Origin of the sequence: Gemmatimonas sp. UBA7669 (assembly GCF_002483225.1) — a bacterium.
Lineage (GTDB): Bacteria > Gemmatimonadota > Gemmatimonadetes > Gemmatimonadales > Gemmatimonadaceae > Gemmatimonas.
Genome location: NZ_DLHL01000032.1, coordinates 14,339 through 35,278, shown reverse-complemented (window position 1 = coordinate 35,278; position 20,940 = coordinate 14,339). Strand labels below are relative to the sequence as shown.

Below are 20,940 nucleotides of genomic sequence, written 5' to 3'. Positions count from 1 at the left end.
CGACTTTTTCAGCACCCTGCTAGACTCCGGACATGACTGCCAACGTCACGACGCCCTCAACGGGATCCCTGCAGCGCCGGCTCACCGTGGAAGTTTACGCGGATCTCGTCTGTCCGTGGTGCTGGATTGGCGAGCGTCGGCTCTTTGCTGCCATCGAGGCGCTACGCCAAGCCGTAGCCGAGGTGGAGTTCGACCTGCTCTGGCGACCATTCCAGCTTGATCCCGGCATGCCGGCAGACGGCATGTCCTGGTCGGAGTTTGTGGAGCGCAAGTTCGGCGGCCCTGCTGCGGCCGAGCCGATGTTCGCGCAGGTCGCCACGGCCGGAGCGCCCGATGGTGTGGATTTCCGCTTCGCTGCAATCACGCGCGCGCCCAACACCGCGGCAGCCCACGGCCTGCTGCTGCACGCGCAGCAGACCGGCGGCAACCCCTGGCCACTCGCGGAAGCTCTGTTCGCCGCGCATTTCACCCACGGACGTGACATCGGCGACACGAATACGCTGGTTGAGCTCGCAGCGTCACACGGGTTCGACCAAGCGGGCCTGCGCGAAATCGTGAGCACGTCACGCTATGCCGTGGATGTGGCGCAGAGTCAGCGCGAAGCGGCGCGGCTTGGCATTCGCGGTGTGCCGTTTGTGGTGCTCGACAGCCGCTATGGCGTGAGCGGTGCGCAACCGCTCGCCGTGTTCGAGCAGGCGTTGCAGCGCGCCCTGAACGACCAGTAGCTCGCCCGAACGACACGGGGCCGACGAACACCTGCTCGTCGGCCCCGCCCGGATGTCATGCTGCGCAGTACGCAGTGCGCGGTTCGCAGTACGCGGTTCGCGCTGTGCTACGTACTCAGCCCACCTCGACCAGCGGCAGCGGTGCCCGGGGATACGATTCGGGCACACCCTCGAACGGGTCACCGCTGAACGGTTCACCGTCGGGCGTCTCCAGCACGAAGCCAGCGTCTTCGATCATGCGCAGGTCGTCGCGCGCCGTCTGGCCCTGCGTGGTGAGGTAGTCGCCCACGAAGATGGAGTTGGCTGGATACAGGCCCATGACCTGCATGCTGCGCAGATGCACTTCACGGCCGCCGCTGATGCGGATTTCCTGCGTGGGCAGCAGCAGGCGATACAAGGTGAGAATGCGCAGGCAGCGGCGCGGGTCGAGCGAGTTCATGCCTGCGAACTCGGTGCCCGGCACCGGGATGAGGAAGTTCACCGGCACACTCTTCACGTCGAGCTCGCGCAGCGACATGGCCAGATCGATGACGTCGTCATCGCTCTCGCCCATGCCGAGAATGCCGCCGCTGCAAGTCTTCATGCCGGCCGACTTGACGGCCTGCACGGTGTTCACGCGGTCTTCGAAGCTGTGCGTGCTCACCACTTCCGGCGTGTAGTTGGCCGAGGTGTTGAGATTGTGATTCACCGTCTCCACGCCGGCTTCCTTGAGGCGCAGCACCTGTTCTTCGTTGAGCAGGCCCAGACAGGCGCAGATCTTGAGATCGTGCTTCTCCCGCACGGCGCGCACGGCATCAAGCACCTTGCCAAAGACGGTTTCGCCTGGCGTGCGACCCGAGATCACCATGCACAGAGTGCCGGCCTTGAGTGCCGCGGCGCGATCGGCCGCCTCCAGAATGCGCTCCTGCGCGAGCATGGGATACTTCTCGATTTCCGCCGCCGAGATCTTGGACTGCGAGCAATAGCCGCAGTCTTCCGGGCACAGACCGCTCTGCGCATTGAGCAGGAAGTGCAGCCGCACTCTGTTGCCCCACGTGGCACGGCGCACGCGATACGCAGCCGCCAGCTGGTCGAGCAGGACGTCGTCGGGGGCGTTGAGCACCGCCCGGGCGGCGTCGCGCGAGATCACCTCACCGGCCAGGGCCTGGTCGGCGAGAGACTGCCAGTTCGTGAGCGAGGTCATGAGGTGCGGGAAGGCTGGAGTCGCAGGGTATCACGTCCCTGCAAGATAGTCGGGTCGGCGGGACGGAGCAGGGCATCGAGGCCAGACGCCTCTGCCGCGGCGGCAAGGACTGCCAGGTCCAGAATCGCCGACACGTGAGGAAACTGGTACAGCGGCACGTCGGGACACAGCCAGCGCAGTGCATCGGCATTGCTGGCCTGCGCCACATCATCGGCCCCGTCGTGCAGTGCCGTGAGCACCACCGCGCGCACCGCGAGGCCCGCCGCGCGGGCGGCCAGCAGCGTGAGACGCGTGTGATTGAGCACGCCAAGGCGGTTGGCGGCCACGATGATCAATTCGCAGTGCCACGATGCAAAGAGACCGTCGTAGGACAGGGCATCGGTAATGGGCACCAGCAGACCGCCGGCGCCCTCCACGATGAGCAGGTCCTGTTCCTGCTCCAACGAAGCCCGCGCGGCATCAAGGCGCGTGAGGTCAATACGCACCCCCTCGCGCTCGGCGGCCACCCAGGGCGCCAGCGGCTCGCGCAGCAGATAGGGACGCACGAGTGCCGGGTCCAGATGCCCGCCGCAGGCGGCCACCAGGCGCATGGCATCGGCATCAGCTGCGCGCGCCTCCACACCACTCTCCAACGGCTTCATGGCGGCCACCCGCAAGCCGAGCTGCCGCGCACGCGCCGCCAGTGCGCAGCTCACCACGGTCTTGCCGACACCGGTGTCCGTTCCCGTGATGCCGAGGCGCAAAAGGCGCGCCGGGTCAGTCATCGATCGGACCGCCCGAGGTGAGAGCATCGGCCCGCGCGCCGTCGAGGAAACGATGGATCACGTCATACACCGAGGCAATCTCGTCATCGGTGGTGCAGTAGGGCGGCAGACAGTAGGCCACGTTGCCCAGGGGGCGAATGAGCACGCCTTCCTGCAGCGCATAGGCGGCCAGCTCACGGCCGATGTCGCTGAGATAGCCCGGTGTCGCATCGAGCTCCACCGCGCCCACCGTGCCGATCTGCCGCACGGCCTTCACGCCGCGCACACCACGCAGTGTGGCGAGCTGTGTGGCCTGCGCCACCTCGAGCCGCACGCGGTCGTCGTCGCTGTCTTCGTCGAACAACTGCAGTGAAGCCAGCGCCGCCGCACAGGCAATGGGGTTGGCAGTGTACGAGTGTCCGTGGAAGAAGGTCTTGCGCCGGTCTTCGCTACGGAACGCGTCGAAGATGTCTTCGGTGGCGGCCGTGGCGCCCAGCGGCAACACACCACCAGTGAGCCCCTTCGACATGCACAACAGATCGGGACGCACATCGGCGCGGTCACAGGCGAAGAGTGGGCCGGTGCGACCAAAGCCCGTCAGCACTTCGTCGGCAATGAGGTGTACTCCGGCCGCCTGCGTGCGCGCGCGAATGCCCCGCAACACGTCTTCGTCCCACACATGCATGCCACCGGCGCCAAGCAGCAGCGGCTCGACTATGACCGCCGCCAACTCGGCTCCACGCGCGTCGATCAGTGCATCGAGCGCCGCCAGCGTGTCCCCCTGCGAAGGGTCGGGCAGCCGCGCCACGTCGAAGAGCAGCGGCTCGTACATGTGAGTGAACACGCCACGCGCTCCGGCGGCCATGGCACCAAACGTGTCACCATGGTACGCGTTTTCAAGCGCCGCCACGAGGCGACGCGGCGTGCCGCGGTTGGCGAAGCTCTGCAGCGACAGCTTGATGGCCACTTCCACGGCCGTCGAGCCATCGTCCGAGTAGAACACGCGCGTCAGCCCGCGCGGAAGCCGCGACACCAGCTCGGCCGCGAGGGCCGCCGCCGGTTCGTGCGTGAAGCCTGCAAAGATCACCTGATCCAGCTGCCGCGCCTGCTCGCTGATGGCCTCGACGATCTCCGGACGGCAGTGGCCATGCGTGGTGACCCACCACGACGAAATGGCATCGAGCAGGGGCTTGCCGTGCAGGTCGTACAGCCAGCTCCCCTCGGCCCGCACAATGGGCACCGGCAACGGCGCGTTCAGGTGCTGCGTGTAGGGATGCCAGACATGCGCCGCATCATGCAGCAGCATGGGCGCGATCGGGGCGCCGGCATCCTCATCTCCGAAGGCATCGGCCATCGGGTTGCCCATCAGGAACCTCGCAGGAGTTCGATCAGCGACGCCGCCAGTGCGTCGACCAGTTCAACAGGGTGCACGGCAGAAAGCGAAATGCGAAGCCGCGAGGTTCCCGCCGGCACGGTGGGAGGACGCACCCCGCCCACGAGAAAACCGCGGCGCCGCAACTCGGCCACCACCGCCATCGTGCGCAGCGGATCGCCCACCACGATGGGCACGATATGTCCTTCGGTATCACCACCCACCGGCAGACCGGCGTTGGCAAGACGCGTACGCAGTTGCCGCGAACGCGCGCGCACCGACTCGCGGCGCCAGGGTTCCACCTGCGCGATGCGCAGCGCCTCGAGCGTGGCCGCTGCCAGTGCGGGTGGCGAACCGGTGGTGAAGATGAAACTGCGCGCACGATTGACGAGCAGCTCCACCAACTCCTGTGAACCACCGGCAAACGCGCCGGCCGTACCAAAGGCCTTGCCCAGTGTGCCCACGAGTACGTCGATCTCACCCGTCACGCCGCAGGACTCAATGGCGCCGGCGCCCGTGTCGCCCAGTACACCGGAGCCGTGTGCGTCGTCCACGTAGGTCCACGCGCGATGACGTCGCGCCACCGGCACGAGGCGATCCAGCGGGAAGGTGTCACCGTCCATGGAGAATACCCCCTCCACCACGACCAGTGCGCGACGGAATTGTGTGCGCTCCGATTGCAGCATGGCCTCGAGCGCGTCCACATCATTGTGCGGAAACACGCGAACCTCCGCACGGGAGAGCCGGCACCCGTCAATCAGCGACGCATGATTGAGGGCATCACTGTAGATCACGTCACCGCGTCCCACCAGCGCACCGATGGCTCCGACATTCACCATGTAGCCGGTGGGGAAGAGCAGCGTGTAGTCGCAGCCCTTGAAGCGGGCCAGCGCATGCTCGAGCGTTTCGTGAATGGGGTGATTGCCGGAAATCAGTCGCGCGGCCGCCGCGCCGGTGCCTTCAGCCTGCAGCACCGCTTGCGCGGCGCGCGCAATGCGCGGATCGGCGGCGAGGCCGAGATAGTCGTTGGAGGCAAAGTCGGCGAGACGCTCACCGCCCAGTGTGACCATGCCCCCCCGGCGCTGCTGCACCTGGCGCAGGGCGCGCTTGAGACCGGCGGCTTCGAGTGCGCGCAGCTCGTCGTCAAGCGCGGCATTCATGGTGGACGGCGGCCAAGCGCTGCGTTCGGGCAACCTGGACATCTAGCGGATACGGAACGTGAGTTGCCGCTTGGTGGGATGCGCCGAGCACTCACCACCGAACACGCCGCGCGGCACCGTGTAGTCGTTGCGCTCCCCGGCCGGAATGTTGAACATCGCCAGCCGGTGATTCGCCGTGTCCCGATTCTCCACGCGAATGACGCGTCGCGTGCCGCTGCCGCCCACCTCCACGGTATCGGGCAGCGGCGCAAGCCGGCCGAAACGATCCACCACCACCGCCACGCCATCCTCGCCGATGCGAATGAGTGTGTCGGGGCGTGGCCAGGTGAACCACACCACGGCCGCCGTCGCCAGCAGGACACCGCCCAGCATGCTCACCCGGCGCAGCGTGAACGTGGCGGCAGCCGGCGTGTCGCCGGTCATGGCCGGCGCACCGGCGCCGCAACGTGCAGCGAGTCCCCACCTGCAGTGCGCAACAGCAGTGACACCGTGTCGCCTTCGGCCAGCGGGCGCAGCACATCAATGAGCATGACGTGGAGGCCGCCCGGTGCGAACACCAGCGAATCCCCGGCGGCAACGGTGAGCGACGGTCGCGGTTGCATGTGCATCGTGCCATCGTGCTGCATGGACTCATGCACCTCGGCGGCGCGCGCCACAGGCGACGTCACACCGACCAGCACTATCGAATCCGTACCGGTGCGCAGTACGAAGTAGGCGGCACTCATGGCACCCGAGTCGGCAGGCCGGACCCAGGCGTCACGAACCTCCGCCTGATCGACCAGCGGTGCACTCGCGGTGCGCGTGCTGTCCGCCGTATCACTGCGTGTGTCGCCAGCGCAGGCCGCGAGGAGTGCGGCGCCGAACGCAACAGTCAGGGGAATTGTCCGACCGGTCTTGCCCATCATGACTCCTGCTCCAGCACCTGCGTGAGGTCGGCGGCCAGTGCCTCCCATCGTGTACCAAACGGGTAGAGCGCCACCAGTTGTCCGGCGCCGTTCACGAGAAACACCTGCGATGAATGGCTCACGAGATAGCCGGCCGCACTGCCCACGTCCTCGCGCCCTGCGGCCACGCCGTAGGCCTGCATGATGGCGGCGGTGGTGGCTGGGTCTCCCGAGACTCCCACAAACGTGGAGTCGAACTGCCGGGCGTAGCGACGGGCCACTGCGGGTGTGTCGCGATCCGGGTCAACCGTCACGAATACGAAGCGCACGCGCCCGGCGTCTGGGCCGAGTTTGCTCTTCACCCGCGCCCACTCGGCCAAGGTTGTGGGACAGACATCGGGGCAGTTGGTGTAGCCGAAGAACAGCACCATCGGCCGTCCACGCTCAGGCCCGAGCACGACCCGACTGCTGTCGGCGTCCACAAAGGTGAAGGCGGGCATGTCGCGCGGCGGGTCGATGGCCATGCCCTCGAATGACGGCGCCTTGGAGCAGGCGGCCACCAACAGCAGGGAGGCGAGTGCGAAACCAGCGCGGCGAGTCAGAGTCCGGCTGGCAGGACCAACGCCGCTCACGCCGCGGCGCAGCGCGCGCACAGGCCGTACAGCACGACCTCGTGGGATTCGAGTTGGAAACCTGCCGGCGTCAGTTCGCGCAGGTCGCCAGGGCAGCCATGAATCTCGAAGACCCGCGTGCAGTCCCGGCAGCGGAAATGATGATGATGCGCCGACCCCGAACGCTCGTAGCGCGGCGCCTCACCGGGCAGTTCAACTGGCACCAGCCAGCCACTTTCGACCAGCGAGTTGATGGTGCGATAGACCGTGGCGATGCCCAGCTTGGATACATGCTTGCGGCCATAGTCGAGGACCTCCGCCGGCCCGAGCGGGCGGGGCACGGCCTCGAACACCTGGCGGATGGCATCGCGCTGTCGGGTATTCCGTTCCATGGTCTCAATATGTCATGCGGGGTGGGGGCGCCCAATGGGGACAAGCCCCATCGGCGTGAACAGAGGGCACGTGCCGGTGGTGGTGGCGGCCGCCGCGGGCACCCGATTGATTGCGCGCATGCCAGCGTACGATGAGTCCCGACCGACGGCCGACATGGCCTCCAATGTTGGCCCCGCGTGGCGCCAGTGGCTCCTGATTTCGGCGGCCGCGGTGGTCCTCGCGCATCTGCTCGACCCGCTGGCCTGGGAGTACCTGCGCAAGCCCAATATCTATGACGGCGACCTGGGTCGCCTGCTGCGCATTCAGGGCTTTCTGCCCACTTGGCTCTTCGGGGCGCTCGCCCTCAGGCTTCACGGCGCCGCCCATATCAAAGTGCGAAAGCCGGCGCTCCTGCTGTTTCTTGGCCCGGCACTCAGCGGCGCGGCGGCCGAGGTGCTCAAGCTGCTGTTCCGTCGCCTGCGACCTGACGCGGAAGTCTTCGGGTACGCGTTCCGGGCATTTTCCGACGGCCCGTTGTCCAATCGCGGCATGGGCCTGCCCAGCTCCCACGTGATGGTGGCCTTCGGAGGCGCCTTTGCCATGGCCCGGCTGTTTCCGCGAACGCGCTGGATTTGGTACAGCCTGGCCACCGGCTGTGCGACAACGCGGGTGCTGGCAGGGGCGCATTTCCTGAGCGATACGGTGGTGGGGGCCTGTGTGGCCTGGGGGGTGGTGGCTGCACTGGCCAATCGGGTGGGCCGGAGCGTCTCGGCCGCCTGATTTCAGTCCGGAACCGATTGGGGCTTTCGTCGGCGCATGTTGATAGTAAGTTCTTGATATCTACTTCTCAATTCCGGAGCATCCCATGGCAAAGAGCGGTCGCGTCCAGGTCAAACTGCGGTCCACGGAAAGTCACCACATGTACGTGACCACCAAGAACCCCCGCAGCACGCCGCAGCGCATGGAGAAGCGCAAGTACGACCCGCAGGTGCGCCGCCATGTGCTCTACCGGGAGGCCAAGTGATGGCGGCCACCACGCTGCAGCAGGACCGCCGCCTGCCCGTCACCGTCCTCTCCGGCTTCCTGGGTGCCGGCAAGACCACGCTGCTCAATCACGTGCTGGCCAATCGCGACGGACTGCGCGTGGCCGTCATCGTGAACGACATGAGCGAGGTCAATATCGACGCGCAACTGGTGCGCGGCGGCGAGGCCGCGCTCTCGCGCACGCAGGAAACGCTGGTCGAGATGACCAATGGCTGCATCTGCTGCACGCTCCGCGACGATCTGCTGCAGGAGGTGTCCCGTCTCGCGGCAGAGGGTCGCTTCGACTACCTGCTCATCGAGAGCACGGGCATCGGCGAACCGCTGCCGGTGGCGGCGACCTTCACCTTCGAGACCGAAACAGGCGTGTCGCTGTCCGACGTGGCGCGGCTCGACACCATGGTCACGGTGGTTGATGCGCACCGCTTCTTGCACGACCTCGGCTCACTCGACGATCTCAAGGCCAGGCAACTGGCACTGGGCGAAGAGGATGAACGCACCATTCCCGATCTGCTCATCGATCAGGTGGAATTCGCCAACGTGCTCGTGCTCAACAAGACCGATCTCGTCTCCGACGAGGAACTCGGGCGGCTGCTGGCAATCTTGCGCCACCTCAATCCCGATGCGGAACTCGTGACATCGGTGCGTGGCGTCGTGGCGCCCCGCGTCGTGCTTGGCCGCGGCCTCTTTGATTTCGAAGCCGCCGAGGCCGCGCCCGGCTGGCAAAAAGAACTGGCCGGCGAGCACATGCCGGAGACCGAGGAGTACGGTATCTCCAGCTTCGTGTATCGCGCGCGCCGACCGTTTCACCCGCAGCGGCTGTGGGAGCAGGTTGATCGTGGCTTCCCCGGCGTGCTGCGCGCCAAGGGATTCTTCTGGGTGGCCACCCGTCCCGACCTCGTGGGCAGTTGGTCGCAGGCCGGACAACTGGTGGAAGTGAATCCGGCCGGGTTCTGGTATGCCGTCTCGCCGCCAGACAGCTGGGACGTGGACGACGATCAGCGCGCCGATCTTGAGGCGCTGTGGCATCCCGAATTGGGCGACCGCCGTCAGGAAATCGCCGTCATTGGCCAGGGGCTCGACCGGCTCGGACTCGAGGCGCTGCTGGACGCCTGCCTTGTCACCGACGAGGAGCTGCGCGCCGGTCCCGCCTTGTGGTCCACGTTTGCCGATCCGTTCCCCGAGTGGGCCCTCGAGGAGCGGTCTGACGAGGAGCTCGCCGATGAGGAGCTATCCACCAAGGAGGCCAGCAGCGACGCGAGGTGAACGAATGCTTGCCCGGGTGGCTAGCGTTCACACATGATGGCCCAAGCGTTACTCCCGGCGAGTCTACTTGCCCTGGGATCCGGTCCCCTCGTGGCGCGATTCGCCGGACGTCGTCCGGCGCTCATGAGTTTTCTCGACGGCTTCATCCTCGTCTCCATCGGCGGGTTGGTGCTGCTCGAGGTGGTGCCGCATGCGCTGCACGATGCGCACTATGGGGCGCTGGCCTTCATGGCAATCGGCTTTGTCCTGCCGACGGTGGCCGAACGCCTCTTGCACCTGGGTGTCCGCCAAACACATCTCGCCGTGCTGCTGCTCGCCTTGGGCGGGCTGATCGTGCACTCCGTGCTCGATGGCACGGCGTTGGCTGCGCCTGCGGAGCAGGGGACCAATCTGCTTGGCGTCGGGGTGGTGCTGCACCAGTTGCCGGTGAGCCTCATGATCTGGTGGGGCTTTCGCGATCGGCCGCGTTGGGTGCCCTGGGCCGCGCTGGCACTCATGGCGGCCATGACCGTGGTAGGCTATGTGGCGCAGCCCACGGTGTTTGCCGAGCTGCCGCATGGCAGTGCTGCATGGTTCGAGGCCCTGATCGGCGGATCGCTGCTGCACGTCGTGGCGCACCCGGCGCATGATCATGAACACGGTCCTGACCACGATCACTCGCACGATCACTCGCACGATCACTCGCACGATCACACGCACGATCACACGCACGATCACACGCACGATCACGCACACGGTGCCGCGGACGGGCATGTGCACACCCCCGTCATTGGCGGGGAATCTGGCCGGCGCTGGAACGGCCTCGGAGCGTTGGCTGGCGGCGCCTTGCTGCTCCTGCTGCTATGGACCCGCGACGCCGGCAGTTTCGCGTCACCAACAGCCCCGATGCAGGACGTCTTTCTTGCGCTGCTGGCCGACAGCGCACCGGCCTTGCTGCTCGCGTACTTTGCGGCGGGACTCGTGCATGCCTGGCTGCCGACGAGTTCTTTGGCCTGGCTGAGTCGCGGTTCTCGGCTGCGTCAGGCGGGGTCCGGCATTCTGGTCGGTCTGCCACTGCCCATCTGCTCCTGCGGCGTGGTCCCGCTCTATCAGCAACTGGTGCAGCAGGGCGTGTCCTCCACGGCTGCACTGGCATTCCTCGTTGCGACGCCGGAACTCGGCGTCGATGCGGTGCTGCTGAGCATTCCACTGCTCGGCGCGGACTTCACCGTGCTGCGGGTGATCGCGGCCGCACTGGCCGCGCTGGCGGTGGCCTTGGTGGTCGGTCGTCTCACACCGCGCCGCGCGCGCGGACTGCCGCTTGCGCCGACCTCCACGGATGCGGCACGTGCTGACACCACTCGCTGGCAGCGCACCTGGCAGACCGGTTTTGTTCAGGTGGTGGACGATACCGCGCCATGGATTCTGCTCGGCCTGCTGCTGGCATCCCTGTTGCACCCGGTGCTAGCCGGCTCCTGGCTGATGCAACTGCCCTTTGGGGTCGATGTGCTCGTCTTTGCGCTGATCGGATTTCCACTCTACGTGTGCGCATCGGCGTCCACACCACTGGTGGCGGTGCTCGTTGGCGCAGGTGTGAGCCCCGGCGCGGGACTCGCGCTGCTGCTCACCGGCCCGGCCACCAACGTGGCCACCGTTGGCGTGCTGGCCCGTCTGCACGGGGATCGTGCGGCACTGGTGTTCGCGGCCACCATGACCTTGTCGGCGGTGGCACTGGGCGTGGCGCTCAACCTGCTGTGGCCTGAACTCGCGGCTACCGCGCCTGCCGTGGCGAATACGGAACCTGTCGTGTGGTGGCAGGTCGCGGCTATCGCTGTGCTGGCACTCCTGTATGTGGCCTCGCTCCTTCGCCGAGGCGCGCGCGGTTTCCTCGATGAGTTGCGGCTCAGCGTGGCTGACTGACGCACACGTTCACGGTGTGACGGTCCCTCGGTCCCTCACGATCTTGCGCGACGTCTGCGCCGTGTCCGACACCAGCTGCACCGTGAGCGTTTCGATGCCGCGAAAGGCCTGGCTCACGCCGAACGTCATCGGTTTGCCCGCCGGTGCCTGACGACAGGCGATGCGATATCGAGCTTCCACCTCGTCGTGTCCACCTCTCGACGAGACGACCTGCGCCCTTTCCGTAGTCACGCTGCAGCCAAGCGCCGGCTGAAAGCGAATGAGTGTGGCCCCCTGCTCGCGCAGCAACTTGAGCGCGGCCTCCTGCTTCGCGCGCTCGGCCGGTGTGCGCGGCGCCCGCTCGAAGCCATACACGTCTTCGCCGCTGGCGCGCAGGGTGGCCTGTCCCGCTTTGCCCTCGATGCCGATATCGAGTGTGGCCGCGCCATGCACATGCTGCGCCAGCAGCGGGCCGGGCGTGACGTGCAGCATCAGCATGGTGATGCCAGAGGTAAGCAACGTGCGACGAACGTTCATGGTTGTTTGTCCTCGTAGGGTGTCATTCGGGTGACCTGCATGCGAAACCCCGCGACGCCATAGGGTGATTTGTAGTTCGTGATGCGCAACGTGCCCTCGATCCACACTGGGTAGAACGTGGCCATGGGCAACTCGCTGCGCAGCGTGGCGTACACCATCTGGTTGGGCGGCGGTGGCGGCAGGTGCACACAGGCCCCGAAGTACGGCACGAGCAGAAATTCCTTGGCGCGCTCCTGGAAGTCCTCGAGTGGCACGATGAATCCCGGCAGGCGCACGCGCCGACCATCGAGCCAACGCAGCGTGTCACTCCTGGTGCCTTTGCGAAAATCGAGACCGCGCAGAAGCCGCCAGTCGATTGTGATCACGTCATCCGCTATGAGCGCGTCATGCGTGGCCACGGGACCGCTCGCCGCGAACGCCGCAGCCCGTCCACTTGCGGCAAAGGTCGCCGGGGCGCCGCTGGGGCGCAGGCTCCACATGAGGGCGATGGCGGCCAGGGTCGTCCACTGCAGTCCGCGCCGCACGGCTCGGGGGATTGGCATGGTTTCTCCGGATTAGTTAGCGATAATGCATTATCAACCTAATCAACGTGCTTTCGAACGCCAACCGGCCGGTACCGCCGCCGCTGCTGGTGTCCGCACCGTCCCCCCTCTTGATTGCAGACATGATGCCGCTCGTGCTGCTGGCCGGATTTCTCGGGGCCGGCAAGACCCGTTTGCTGTCTCAGCTCATTCCGGCGCTGCATGCGCGCGGAACGCGCTCGCGGGTCATTCTCAACGACTTCGAGAACGCCACCATCGACGCCGCCCGGCTCGGCGAGCTGGAAGCGCTCGTTACGCCGCTCAATGGCGAGTGTGTGTGCTGCGGTTCGCTGCGTGAGTTGCTGGATACGCTCTATGCCGTGCCTCCCGAGACTGACGACGAGCGGGCCGTGATGTTCATCGAGGCCAACGGCGCCACGGAGACCGACGAACTGCTCTCGCATCTGAGTGCGGACGCGCGGCTCTCACATTTTTCCTTGCCGTTGCAGGTGACCGTGGTGGATGCGGGACGTTGGCAGCGTCGCTGGTGGCACAACGGGCTGGAGCGCGCGCAGGTGAGTACCGCCACGCACCTCGTGCTCAATTGGACGGAGCGACTTGGCCCGGCGAGCACGCAGCGCGTCCGCGACGCGCTGACGGCACTTAATCCGCGTGCATCACAGACGGATGCCGTCGCGCTGGCCGAGGAGCTCGACACCTTGACGCGGTCACTGCGCGGCGCGTCGGCAACCCATCGCGGACAACAAACTCACGCGGTTGCCGTCGCCAGCACGTCGCGTCCGCACCGCCATCCGTTTGGCAGTGCCACGCTGCCCCTGCCGGATGTGGTGGATCGTCGCCAGTTCACGGCCTTTGTGCAGCAACTGCCCGAATCGGTTGTCCGGGCCAAGGGGCTGGTGCGGTTCGCGGACGAGCCGGGCCCCATGTTCGTGTGGCATCGCGTGCCAGGTCGACGCCAGGTACGCTTCGATCGCTCGTGGCCACATGCCGAGGCGGCACCGACCGCGCTGTTCATTGGCGTGGATCTGCCGCTCGACGCGTTGCAGGGTATGATCCAAGCACTCGATCAGGCGTCGCATCCTGATACGGCGACGTCACACACGGCGACGCCACACTCGGCGCCGTGATCGTGCGTATGTTCGCCCAGATGGCGCACACGTCTATCCGGCCGAGTTTGTGCTTGCCTCCGGCCGGGGAAGCCGTCATTTTACACCACGTAAAGCGCCCCTCTCTCAGGAGCTGTTGATGCATATGTCCCTGCGGGTTTCGCTGCTGTCCATCGCGTTGGTCGGCGGGGTCTCAACGTTTGCGAGCGCCGCGCGCGTCCCGCACCTCAAACTCAAGGCTTCTTTTCCCGCCAAGGACAGCACGCTGACCTCGTCGCCCGACGCCGTGCGCCTCTGGTTGACCGAACCGGCCGATCTGCCGGCCACGCGCATTGCGGTCACGGATGCCAAGGGCGCGTCGGTGCCGGTCGCCAAGCTCACGCGCGGCGCAAACGCCAGTGACCCGGTGGAAGGGCGCTTCACCGCGCCACTCACCAACGGCCGCTATACGGTGACGTGGAAGGCCATGTCGAAAGACGGCCACGTGGTGAACGGGACCTTCGGCTTCACCGTCCGGCTCAGCGGGTCCTGAGCACCACTGGCGCGACACGGCCCATGCTCTCGCCATGAACGACGCGCTGCTGGTGTGGGTCCGCGCCCTGCTGTATCTGGGTGCCCTGGTGGCCATCGGTCGTGGGCTCCTCGGCGTCATGCGTGGGACGCAGCATGCGGCGTCGTCCAGTTCGGGGGATGGCAACGACGACGCGACGAACTCCAGGTCTGATCGTCAGGCGCGCATTGTGGCCGTGGTGGCAGCCATGGTGTTGCTGCTCGTGCCATTTCTGCTCGCCCGCCAGCAACTGCTCGCGCTCGAGATGCCGTGGAGCGAGCTGGCCATGCTCGTGCGCGAAACCGGATGGGGGCGCGGCTTTGTCGTATTGACGGTGACCGCATGGGTCACGGCCATCGCGCTCTGTCTGCCCCTGTCGCGCACGGTGGCCTATGGGCTCCTGATGTCCGCGTCGGCGCTTGCCGTAGCCATGGGTGGGCTCGGCCATGCGGCGGCCGATGCCCAGTGGCCCATCGCGGCGCGTGTCCTCGACGCCATGCACGTCTGGACCGTGGGCGCGTGGATGGGTGGGCTGCTGTTCACCTGGCTGGCGACGCGTGCGGGGGCCGCGCACGGCGAGCACAGCGGGCAGGTGGACGCGCGCTGGCAGCGTTTCAGCGGAGTGGCCACCATCGTGGCCCCTCTCGCGGTGATGAGCGGCATGCTGAGTGGGGCGCGCCTGCTGAACGGTCAGGCGCCCCGTGTCATTCTGGGCAGCGAGTACGGCCAGATGCTGCTGGTGAAGTCGGGGCTCGTGCTGGTGATGCTGGTCATTGGAGCACGACAGCGCTCGCGCATTGCCGGCGGGGAACTGCCCGCGCGGCGCAGTGTGGCGGTGGAGCTGGGGCTCGCGGCCTGGGTGCTGCTGGTGACGGCGACGCTGACGGGGACGGAGCCGCCGGGGGAGTGAGGGAAAGAACACTCGCCACTCAACACTTGAACTCAAAGCTCAGAGCTAACCGGGCTCTCGGTCAGCTCTGAGCTTTGAGTGAAGGTGATGAGTTCTGAGTCACCACCAAACCCACAACGCACAAACGCCCCGAACTCGCGTCCGGGGCGTTCGCAGTCCAGCGCAGTGGCTCAGCGGCCGTAGCGCTTCTTGAACTTGTCGACGCGACCCTGCGTGTCGATCAGGCGCTGCGTGCCCGTGTAGAACGGGTGCGAATCAGCCGTGATTTCGAGCAGGATGAGCGGGTATTCGTTGCCGTCTTCCAGCTTGATCTTCGTGTCGCTCGTCATCGTCGAGCGCGTCAGAACGAGCGCACCCGTGGACGCGTCCTTGAAGACGACCGGGTGGTACGGCGGATGAATGCCTTCTTTGGCCATGGTAGCTCCAGCATGCGCCACCATTTCCGGCGGTGTGCGCGTTCTTGAATGGGAGGCCCCGAGCGGGGCGTTTCGCCCGAACGGGGCGAGCCTCTATATCTGCCAATCTCGGGCGCCGTGGTCAAGCGGGGGAGCGTTTGCGCGTCTCGCCGCCAACTCTTGAATTGGATATGATAAACAAGTATCATGTCTCGTCATGCAATGCGCCACGGCAGCCCAGCCGGCGGAACTCTCCGCCGAATACACCCCGGTCGGGCCAGCGTCCTGGCTTGATCGCGCGGGCATCCTGACCAGCGCCCTCTGTGCCGTGCACTGCCTGTCCTCGGCACTGGCCATGGGCCTGCTTACCGCTATGGGGGCCGCCGGTCTGGTCGCCCCGATTGTCGAGCAGGTCTTTCTGGGTCTTGCTGTCCTGTTTGGGCTGGGCAGCCTTCTGCCGGCCACTCGCACGCATCGGTCTCCCTCCCCCCTGCTGTGGTTCAGCGCCGGGCTAGTCGCCCTGCTTGGCCTGCGACCCCTCACCGGCGGCGGACTTGAGGAAGCACTTGTGGTGGCGGTCGGGGCAACGGCCGTCATCCGCGCCCACTGGCGCAACACCCGCCTGCTCGCCCGGCGCGCCTGAACTGGTCCGGCTCGGCCGGCCGTGAGTCCGAGCGCAGTTGCCGAAACTGCCCACGGGGCTGAACGTAGGGGACCTGAGTTGCGGTCCTGAGACCGCGCGTTCCGTATTCCCGCCCCGCAGGGTTCGCATGCCGCTCCAAGACGTCGCGCCGCCACCACCACCACCAGCTCCCCCGGCACCAGCCCTGCCAGTGGCCGACGTGGTCGTGCAAACCGGTGAAGCCACGGCATCAGCCGTGTACGAAGGGTTGATCAATCAGCGCAAGGAACTGCGCAATCAGCTCGAGCGGCTGGAGGATCAGCGACGGGACCTGCGCAACGAACTGCGCTCTGAGGAGCTGACGGGTGCTGAGCGCCCGGGGCTCGAAACCCGGCTCAAGGAAACGGACGCCCGCATCCTGGGGGTGGAACAGCTGATTGCCGAAGCGGACCTGGCCGTGGCCAAGGCGGCCGCGGTGCCGGGAGCCGTCGTGCCACCGCCGCCGCCGCCGCGTCAGAGCGGGCCGCCCGACGAGGTGTTCATGATCCCCATCGTCTTCACGATCTTTGTCCTCATGCCCATTGCCGTGGCCTACGCGCGGCGCATCTGGAAGAAGAGCTCCGTGGCGCCGGCTCCGTTGCCCCCGGCGTTCTTGGACCGCATCGACCAGATGGGGCAGGCCATGGACTCGATGGCGGAAGAGGTGGAGCGAATTGGCGAAGGGCAGCGTTTCCTGACGCGCGTCATGAGCGATCAGGGGCGGCAGCTGGGCCAGGGGGCGGCGCAGCCCATTCCGGTGCCCGCCTATACGCGGGAAACGGCGGAGAGGGCGGAGTAGGACGCACCCTCCGGTGGTGCTGGGCTCGCCATGTGTCGGAAATCAATGTCTCAATAGGGCGCCGTCCAATCCGCATGCAACCCTTTTCCGTCGCCCCCTGTCTTTAGGTCGCTCATGCATGCGCATCGATACGACGACAGTTCACCGGCCGCGACGGCGCCGATGACCGACGCGGAACTGCTGGACCGTTTACGGTCCGGCGATCCCGCGGCGGAGCGGCACTTCTACGACCGGCATGTGGACCGGGTGTACCGGCTCATTCTCCGGATGAGCGGTCGGCCCGAGCTGGCCCAGGAATGGACGCAGGACACGTTTCTGCGGGCCTTCAGTCGCCTCGATCAGTTCCGCGGTGATGCGGCGCTGTCGAGCTGGCTCCACGCCATCGCCGTATCGATCACGCTGAACGGGTTGCGCACCCACAAACGCCGCGAAGCGTTTGCCGCGCCGCTCGACGACGCCACACACGTGGCGTCGCGGTCCCCGGAGCACGGCGATCCCGATCTCAAGTCGCGACTGAAGACCGCGATTGCCGCGCTACCCGAGGGCACCCGGCGGGTGTTCGTGATGCATGATGTCGAAGGATTCACGCACGAGGAGATCAGTGAGGCGCTGGGCTGTGCCATTGGCACCAGCAAGTCACAGCTCTTCCGTGCCCGCGAGAAGTTGCGCAACGCGCTGGCTGCGTTCGCCCCACAGTCCCACGCGTCGGCATAGCCGGCGGCGTAGCCAGGCAAGGAGTTCCCATGACGTATCGCCCAGATCCCACACCACCACAGCCCCCACACGAGCCGCGGCCCGATGCGCAGGTGCCGGTGCCCGAGGTAACGCTCGAGCCCTGGATGCGCGAACTCGCCCGCGACGCCGTGGACGAACTCGATGCCGACATCGAGGTGCCGCGCGAAATGATGTGGGCGCGGCTCTCGAAAGCGCGGCAACACAGCGCCTCGTCTGCCGGGTCAACGGCTGCGCCGGTCATGCACCCGACGCCCGACGTGTCGGTGGTCGCCTTGCCGGCCTCGCGTTGGTCGCGCTGGTCCCGTCAAGCGGCGGGACTGGCGGCAGTGCTTGTCATCGGTGTGGTGATCGGCCGTGTCACGTTGCCGTCCGCACCGGCCGGCAAGCCGGTGGGTGTGGACACGTCCACCACCCTGGCGCTCGGTGATACACCCACCGACAGCCAGACGCGGCGTGACGATCCGGCGCATGTGGCCATGCAGGAGCATCTGGCGCGTACGGTGTCGCTGTTGACGTCAGTGGGTGATGGTGGCGCGTCAAACGCTGCCAACACGCTCTCGCCACTCGCGAAGGAATTGCTGACCACCACCCGACTGTTACTCGATCAACCGCAGCTGCGCGATGAACGCACGCGGCGGCTGCTGCAGGATCTCGAACTGGTGCTCGTGCAGGTCATCCAGGCGCGCGGCAGTGCGCCGGAGACTCAGCGGGCGCCGCAGGAAACGATGCAGGAAACCGACTTGCTCACCCGCGTTCGCGCGGTGGTCACGGCTTCGGCGCGAGTCGACGAAGCCATTTACGGAGGCGACGACTGATGGTTCACGCACATATCTCGCGACATGCGGCCCTGGTGGCGCTGTTGACTCTGGCCCCCACGCTCATGGAGGCTCAAGGGCAGCCCCCGCGCGCGCCGCGGCCCGCGCGTCCGGCTCCCACCAGTGAGCCGACGCCGGCGCCTCGCCCGGCCCCGGCGCCGCGGCCGGCGCGTGCCTGGAGCGACTTCGAATGGGAGATGGAACGGGCAGGCGCCGAGATGGCGCGCGCCGGTGAAGAGATGGCGCGCAACATGGCCGGGCTAAAGCTCGACCGCGCCGCTATTGCCGACATGGCTGCGCAAAGCGCGCGGCTTTCGGCGGAGGGAGCGGCGATGGCCATTGCCGCGGCGCCTATTGCCGAGATGGCACAGAGTGTCGCCAGTTCGGTCTCGGCCTCCGTGGCACCGATGGCCATCGGTTTCGCTGAATCCCTGGCTGACGGCTTTGCCTACGGCTTCAGCACCGGTGGACGCGGCTATCGCACGGAAACACCCGCGCCCTGGGCGCAGGATGACCCGGCCGACTCGCTCTATCGCGAAGCACGCAAGGCGCTCTCCGGCGACGCGTATCGCAAGGCGGCGGATCTCTTCCGCAGCATTCACGAACGCTACCCGAAGAGCAGCTACGCGCCCGACGCGCCGTATTGGGAAGCTTTTGCACTGCAGCGCCTCGGTGGAGAGGCCAACCTGCGTGCAGCACGCGAAGCGCTGGCTCTGCAGCAGCGCGAGTATCCCAAGGCGGCCACGCGTGGTGACGCCACCGCGCTCGGGACACGCATTGACGGACAGCTCGGGCGCAACGACTCCCGCGTCGCCACCACCCTGGTGGGACGCGCCGGTCAGGTGGCCAGTGATGGCTGCCCCAACAGCAAGGACGACGAGCGGGTCGATGCGCTCAATGCCGTGATGCAGATGGACCCCGAGCAGGCCATGCCGATTCTCAAGAAGGTGCTGGCTCGCCGCGAACCCTGCACGCAGCAGCTCCGCCGGACGGCCGTGTGGCTCGTGGCCTCGCGCAAGCAGCCGGAAGCTGCGTCCATCCTCATCAACGTGGCCAAGTCCGACCCCGACAAGGAAGTGCGTGAGCAGGCGGTGTTCTGGTTGGCCAACGTGCCCACCGACGAAGCGGTGAACATGCTGATCGGCCTGGCCAAGACGGGCGACGACACCGACTTGCGCAAGCGTGCCGTGTATGCCCTCTCGCGCTCCAAATCTGAGAAGGCCATGAGCACCTTGCGGGAGATCGCGCTCGACACGCGTGCGGGCGATGAAGTGCGATCGGAGGCCATGAGCTATTACATGCGTACCGAAGCGGGCAAGGCCGAGGGCACCAGCTTCCTCAAGGACGCCTTCAGTCGCACCGAGTCCACGCGCTATCGCATGCAGATGCTGGGGCTCATTGCCAGCCGCCGCACAGACGACTCACGCAACTTCCTCATCAACGTCGCGCTGGACGAACGCGAAGCCATGGACATCCGGCGCAATGCGGTGTCCATGCTGCCGACGACCTCGGTGAGGGTGAGCATGTCGGGGCAGCACGCCAGCAACGTCACCAGCGCGAACAGCGAGGCAGCGGACGCTGCGACCAAGGCCATCGTGCAAGTCTACGATCGCGCCACCGATCTCGAACTCAAGCGCTCGGCACTTGGGGCGCTCGCCTCGTCGCGCAGCTCGGCGTCCATCGACAAGCTGCTCGATATCGCCCGCAACGAGAAGAACCCGGAGCTGCGCAAGTACGCCGTCAGCACGCTCTCCCGCACCAAGGATCCGCGTGCCCTGCAGCTGCTGCAGGAGATCATCGACCGATGACCACTCCGCAGGCGCTCAGGCCGTGGATGGCGTGGGCGCTCGCGGCAGTCATCGGCGCGGGCACCACGCAGTCACTCGGCGCGCAGAACACACTCGACGCGCGCATCCAGGCGGTGCGCAACGGCACCCTGCGCTTCACGCTGCCCGCCGCGCCCTACGTGTGCGGCAACGGCAGCAGTTGGTATCGCTCGCGGGATGGACGATCCGGCTCCTACTACGGCATGTGGAACGGCTCGACCAGCAGCAAGGATGTGGAGACGATCTGTGATCGTGGGCCGGTGCGCATTGTCGTCGTGCGCGAAGAGGGGGACACACGCAGCCTGCGCCACTATGTGGGTGGGCGGTGGGTACCGCAGGACACCGTCACCGATCTGGGGGCAGTGAGTGCCGCGGAAGGCGGCGCCTGGCTGCTGCGTCAGGCCGAGCGGGGCGGCGACAAGGTGGCGCGCACGGCCATGAATGCGGCGCTGCTGGTGGACTCGCTCACGCCTGGAGCCACCTTGCTGCGCATGGCCCGTGACTCCTCGCGTTCGCAGGACGTGCGCAACAGCGCGGTGTTCTGGCTGGGTGAGGTCGTGGGCGATCGTGTGGCCGCTACGCTCGACTCCATCGCGTACGAACCAGGTGATCGTGAAGTGCGCCGCACGGCCATCATGGCCATGGCTCGCCGCCCCAAGGACGAAGCCATTCCCGCGCTGCAGAAGCTGGCGGAATCGTTACCCGACCGGGAGCTGCGCCGCACCGCCATCATGGCGCTGGCCCAGACCCGCGATACGCAGGCCATTGCCTGGCTCGAGCGGCGCATGAACGGCAAGGAATAGCGGCAAAACCGGGATCACGTCTTGCC

The 20,940-nt window shown here is 66.8% G+C and carries 25 protein-coding genes; 14 read left to right on the top strand and 11 right to left on the bottom strand.

Annotated elements, in window-relative coordinates:
• Positions 1 to 32 precede the first annotated feature (32 nt).
• Entirely contained in the window at positions 33 to 725 is a 693-nt protein-coding gene (locus B2747_RS09455; RefSeq protein WP_291159639.1) for a DsbA family oxidoreductase, read from the top strand.
• Between the two features lie 115 nt (positions 726 to 840).
• On the opposite strand, the gene bioB is transcribed toward B2747_RS09455, so the two are convergent.
• The 8 genes from bioB to B2747_RS09415 all read right to left on the bottom strand — a co-directional run bounded on the left by bioB (position 841) and on the right by B2747_RS09415 (position 7,070).
• Positions 841 to 1,908, bottom strand: a complete 1,068-nt coding sequence (gene bioB / locus B2747_RS09450; protein ID WP_291159636.1) for a biotin synthase BioB — start codon at positions 1,906 to 1,908, stop codon at positions 841 to 843.
• Complete coding sequence (gene bioD, locus B2747_RS09445; RefSeq protein ID WP_291159633.1) at positions 1,905 to 2,672, bottom strand: dethiobiotin synthase; 768 nt, start codon at positions 2,670 to 2,672, stop codon at positions 1,905 to 1,907. Before bioD ends, bioB begins: the two co-directional genes overlap by 4 nt.
• Positions 2,665 to 4,017 (bottom strand): adenosylmethionine--8-amino-7-oxononanoate transaminase, encoded by a 1,353-nt coding sequence (locus B2747_RS09440; protein ID WP_291159630.1) that lies wholly within the window; start codon positions 4,015 to 4,017, stop codon positions 2,665 to 2,667. The genes bioD and B2747_RS09440 overlap by 8 nt, the downstream gene beginning before the upstream one ends.
• Positions 4,017 to 5,225, bottom strand: a complete 1,209-nt coding sequence (gene bioF / locus B2747_RS09435) for an 8-amino-7-oxononanoate synthase (RefSeq protein WP_291159626.1) — start codon at positions 5,223 to 5,225, stop codon at positions 4,017 to 4,019. The genes B2747_RS09440 and bioF overlap by 1 nt, the downstream gene beginning before the upstream one ends.
• Positions 5,226 to 5,606 carry a hypothetical protein gene (locus B2747_RS09430; protein ID WP_291159624.1) on the bottom strand — a complete coding sequence of 127 codons (381 nt, stop codon included), beginning with the start codon at positions 5,604 to 5,606 and terminating at the stop codon, positions 5,226 to 5,228.
• On the bottom strand, positions 5,603 to 6,088 hold the full coding sequence (locus B2747_RS09425; RefSeq protein ID WP_291159621.1) for a copper chaperone PCu(A)C: 486 nt from the start codon (positions 6,086 to 6,088) through the stop codon (positions 5,603 to 5,605). Before B2747_RS09425 ends, B2747_RS09430 begins: the two co-directional genes overlap by 4 nt.
• Positions 6,085 to 6,627 (bottom strand): SCO family protein, encoded by a 543-nt coding sequence (locus B2747_RS09420; RefSeq protein ID WP_291159618.1) that lies wholly within the window; start codon positions 6,625 to 6,627, stop codon positions 6,085 to 6,087. The genes B2747_RS09425 and B2747_RS09420 overlap by 4 nt, the downstream gene beginning before the upstream one ends.
• Positions 6,628 to 6,695: 68 nt before the next feature.
• Positions 6,696 to 7,070, bottom strand: coding sequence for a Fur family transcriptional regulator (locus B2747_RS09415; RefSeq protein ID WP_291159615.1), 375 nt, complete (start codon positions 7,068 to 7,070; stop codon positions 6,696 to 6,698).
• Between the two features lie 154 nt (positions 7,071 to 7,224).
• On the opposite strand from B2747_RS09415, the gene B2747_RS09410 reads away from it, so the two are divergent.
• The 4 genes from B2747_RS09410 to B2747_RS09395 all read left to right on the top strand — a co-directional run bounded on the left by B2747_RS09410 (position 7,225) and on the right by B2747_RS09395 (position 11,256).
• Positions 7,225 to 7,830, top strand: coding sequence for a phosphatase PAP2 family protein (locus B2747_RS09410; RefSeq protein ID WP_291159612.1), 606 nt, complete (start codon positions 7,225 to 7,227; stop codon positions 7,828 to 7,830).
• Between the two features lie 85 nt (positions 7,831 to 7,915).
• Positions 7,916 to 8,074 carry a 50S ribosomal protein L33 gene (rpmG, locus tag B2747_RS09405; RefSeq protein WP_291159609.1) on the top strand — a complete coding sequence of 53 codons (159 nt, stop codon included), beginning with the start codon at positions 7,916 to 7,918 and terminating at the stop codon, positions 8,072 to 8,074.
• Positions 8,074 to 9,357: a zinc metallochaperone GTPase ZigA gene (gene zigA, locus B2747_RS09400; RefSeq protein ID WP_291159607.1), complete on the top strand. Its 1,284-nt coding sequence runs from the start codon at positions 8,074 to 8,076 to the stop codon at positions 9,355 to 9,357. Before rpmG ends, zigA begins: the two co-directional genes overlap by 1 nt.
• Positions 9,358 to 9,447: 90 nt before the next feature.
• Positions 9,448 to 11,256, top strand: a complete 1,809-nt coding sequence (locus B2747_RS09395; protein ID WP_291159604.1) for a permease — start codon at positions 9,448 to 9,450, stop codon at positions 11,254 to 11,256.
• A gap of 9 nt (positions 11,257 to 11,265) precedes the next feature.
• On the opposite strand, the gene B2747_RS09390 is transcribed toward B2747_RS09395, so the two are convergent.
• Both B2747_RS09390 and B2747_RS09385 read right to left on the bottom strand, forming a co-directional pair.
• The gene (locus B2747_RS09390) at positions 11,266 to 11,772 is read right to left on the bottom strand and encodes a ZrgA family zinc uptake protein (RefSeq protein WP_291159601.1); all 507 of its coding nucleotides are present in this window, start codon (positions 11,770 to 11,772) and stop codon (positions 11,266 to 11,268) included.
• A complete protein-coding gene (locus B2747_RS09385) occupies positions 11,769 to 12,314 on the bottom strand; it encodes a DUF3299 domain-containing protein (RefSeq protein ID WP_291159598.1) in 546 nt (181 codons plus the stop codon). The genes B2747_RS09390 and B2747_RS09385 overlap by 4 nt, the downstream gene beginning before the upstream one ends.
• Before the next feature lie 122 nt (positions 12,315 to 12,436).
• Here B2747_RS09385 and B2747_RS09380 point away from each other — a divergent pair, with 122 nt between their 5' ends.
• The 3 genes from B2747_RS09380 to B2747_RS09370 all read left to right on the top strand — a co-directional run bounded on the left by B2747_RS09380 (position 12,437) and on the right by B2747_RS09370 (position 14,880).
• Positions 12,437 to 13,441: a CobW family GTP-binding protein gene (locus tag B2747_RS09380; RefSeq protein ID WP_291159595.1), complete on the top strand. Its 1,005-nt coding sequence runs from the start codon at positions 12,437 to 12,439 to the stop codon at positions 13,439 to 13,441.
• A gap of 118 nt (positions 13,442 to 13,559) precedes the next feature.
• Positions 13,560 to 13,952 (top strand): copper resistance CopC family protein, encoded by a 393-nt coding sequence (locus tag B2747_RS09375; protein WP_291159593.1) that lies wholly within the window; start codon positions 13,560 to 13,562, stop codon positions 13,950 to 13,952.
• A gap of 34 nt (positions 13,953 to 13,986) precedes the next feature.
• Positions 13,987 to 14,880 carry a CopD family protein gene (locus B2747_RS09370; protein ID WP_291159590.1) on the top strand — a complete coding sequence of 298 codons (894 nt, stop codon included), beginning with the start codon at positions 13,987 to 13,989 and terminating at the stop codon, positions 14,878 to 14,880.
• 170 nt (positions 14,881 to 15,050) lie between these two features.
• Here B2747_RS09370 and B2747_RS09365 read toward each other — a convergent pair whose 3' ends face one another.
• Positions 15,051 to 15,296 (bottom strand): type B 50S ribosomal protein L31, encoded by a 246-nt coding sequence (locus B2747_RS09365; RefSeq protein WP_291159587.1) that lies wholly within the window; start codon positions 15,294 to 15,296, stop codon positions 15,051 to 15,053.
• 196 nt (positions 15,297 to 15,492) lie between these two features.
• Between B2747_RS09365 and B2747_RS09360 the strand changes: the two genes are divergently transcribed.
• From B2747_RS09360 to B2747_RS09335, 6 genes are all read left to right on the top strand, one after another.
• Positions 15,493 to 15,918, top strand: a complete 426-nt coding sequence (locus tag B2747_RS09360) for a MerC domain-containing protein (protein WP_291159585.1) — start codon at positions 15,493 to 15,495, stop codon at positions 15,916 to 15,918.
• A 127-nt stretch (positions 15,919 to 16,045) separates the two neighbouring features.
• On the top strand, positions 16,046 to 16,735 hold the full coding sequence (locus B2747_RS09355; RefSeq protein WP_291159583.1) for a hypothetical protein: 690 nt from the start codon (positions 16,046 to 16,048) through the stop codon (positions 16,733 to 16,735).
• A 114-nt stretch (positions 16,736 to 16,849) separates the two neighbouring features.
• The gene (locus B2747_RS09350) at positions 16,850 to 17,449 is read left to right on the top strand and encodes an RNA polymerase sigma factor (RefSeq protein WP_291159581.1); all 600 of its coding nucleotides are present in this window, start codon (positions 16,850 to 16,852) and stop codon (positions 17,447 to 17,449) included.
• A gap of 29 nt (positions 17,450 to 17,478) precedes the next feature.
• On the top strand, positions 17,479 to 18,285 hold the full coding sequence (locus B2747_RS09345; protein ID WP_291159579.1) for a hypothetical protein: 807 nt from the start codon (positions 17,479 to 17,481) through the stop codon (positions 18,283 to 18,285).
• Positions 18,285 to 20,093 carry a HEAT repeat domain-containing protein gene (locus B2747_RS09340; RefSeq protein ID WP_291159575.1) on the top strand — a complete coding sequence of 603 codons (1,809 nt, stop codon included), beginning with the start codon at positions 18,285 to 18,287 and terminating at the stop codon, positions 20,091 to 20,093. The genes B2747_RS09345 and B2747_RS09340 overlap by 1 nt, the downstream gene beginning before the upstream one ends.
• Positions 20,090 to 20,914 (top strand): HEAT repeat domain-containing protein, encoded by an 825-nt coding sequence (locus B2747_RS09335; RefSeq protein WP_291159572.1) that lies wholly within the window; start codon positions 20,090 to 20,092, stop codon positions 20,912 to 20,914. Before B2747_RS09340 ends, B2747_RS09335 begins: the two co-directional genes overlap by 4 nt.
• Positions 20,915 to 20,940: the final 26 nt, after the last annotated feature.

What these genes read in the sequence shown, in the direction of transcription:
- B2747_RS09455 (WP_291159639.1), top strand. Translation starts at nt 33, where the DNA reads ATGACTGCCAACGTCACGACGCCCTCAACGGGATCCCTGCAGCGCCGG.
- bioB (WP_291159636.1), bottom strand. Translation starts at nt 1,908, where the DNA reads ATGACCTCGCTCACGAACTGGCAGTCTCTCGCCGACCAGGCCCTGGCC.
- bioD (WP_291159633.1), bottom strand. Translation starts at nt 2,672, where the DNA reads ATGACTGACCCGGCGCGCCTTTTGCGCCTCGGCATCACGGGAACGGAC.
- B2747_RS09440 (WP_291159630.1), bottom strand. Translation starts at nt 4,017, where the DNA reads ATGGGCAACCCGATGGCCGATGCCTTCGGAGATGAGGATGCCGGCGCC.
- bioF (WP_291159626.1), bottom strand. Translation starts at nt 5,225, where the DNA reads ATGTCCAGGTTGCCCGAACGCAGCGCTTGGCCGCCGTCCACCATGAAT.
- B2747_RS09430 (WP_291159624.1), bottom strand. Translation starts at nt 5,606, where the DNA reads ATGACCGGCGACACGCCGGCTGCCGCCACGTTCACGCTGCGCCGGGTG.
- B2747_RS09425 (WP_291159621.1), bottom strand. Translation starts at nt 6,088, where the DNA reads ATGATGGGCAAGACCGGTCGGACAATTCCCCTGACTGTTGCGTTCGGC.
- B2747_RS09415 (WP_291159615.1), bottom strand. Translation starts at nt 7,070, where the DNA reads ATGGAACGGAATACCCGACAGCGCGATGCCATCCGCCAGGTGTTCGAG.
- B2747_RS09410 (WP_291159612.1), top strand. Translation starts at nt 7,225, where the DNA reads ATGGCCTCCAATGTTGGCCCCGCGTGGCGCCAGTGGCTCCTGATTTCG.
- rpmG (WP_291159609.1), top strand. Translation starts at nt 7,916, where the DNA reads ATGGCAAAGAGCGGTCGCGTCCAGGTCAAACTGCGGTCCACGGAAAGT.
- zigA (WP_291159607.1), top strand. Translation starts at nt 8,074, where the DNA reads ATGGCGGCCACCACGCTGCAGCAGGACCGCCGCCTGCCCGTCACCGTC.
- B2747_RS09390 (WP_291159601.1), bottom strand. Translation starts at nt 11,772, where the DNA reads ATGAACGTTCGTCGCACGTTGCTTACCTCTGGCATCACCATGCTGATG.
- B2747_RS09385 (WP_291159598.1), bottom strand. Translation starts at nt 12,314, where the DNA reads ATGCCAATCCCCCGAGCCGTGCGGCGCGGACTGCAGTGGACGACCCTG.
- B2747_RS09380 (WP_291159595.1), top strand. Translation starts at nt 12,437, where the DNA reads ATGATGCCGCTCGTGCTGCTGGCCGGATTTCTCGGGGCCGGCAAGACC.
- B2747_RS09375 (WP_291159593.1), top strand. Translation starts at nt 13,560, where the DNA reads ATGCATATGTCCCTGCGGGTTTCGCTGCTGTCCATCGCGTTGGTCGGC.
- B2747_RS09370 (WP_291159590.1), top strand. Translation starts at nt 13,987, where the DNA reads ATGAACGACGCGCTGCTGGTGTGGGTCCGCGCCCTGCTGTATCTGGGT.
- B2747_RS09365 (WP_291159587.1), bottom strand. Translation starts at nt 15,296, where the DNA reads ATGGCCAAAGAAGGCATTCATCCGCCGTACCACCCGGTCGTCTTCAAG.
- B2747_RS09360 (WP_291159585.1), top strand. Translation starts at nt 15,493, where the DNA reads ATGCAATGCGCCACGGCAGCCCAGCCGGCGGAACTCTCCGCCGAATAC.
- B2747_RS09355 (WP_291159583.1), top strand. Translation starts at nt 16,046, where the DNA reads ATGCCGCTCCAAGACGTCGCGCCGCCACCACCACCACCAGCTCCCCCG.
- B2747_RS09350 (WP_291159581.1), top strand. Translation starts at nt 16,850, where the DNA reads ATGCATGCGCATCGATACGACGACAGTTCACCGGCCGCGACGGCGCCG.
- B2747_RS09345 (WP_291159579.1), top strand. Translation starts at nt 17,479, where the DNA reads ATGACGTATCGCCCAGATCCCACACCACCACAGCCCCCACACGAGCCG.
- B2747_RS09340 (WP_291159575.1), top strand. Translation starts at nt 18,285, where the DNA reads ATGGTTCACGCACATATCTCGCGACATGCGGCCCTGGTGGCGCTGTTG.
- B2747_RS09335 (WP_291159572.1), top strand. Translation starts at nt 20,090, where the DNA reads ATGACCACTCCGCAGGCGCTCAGGCCGTGGATGGCGTGGGCGCTCGCG.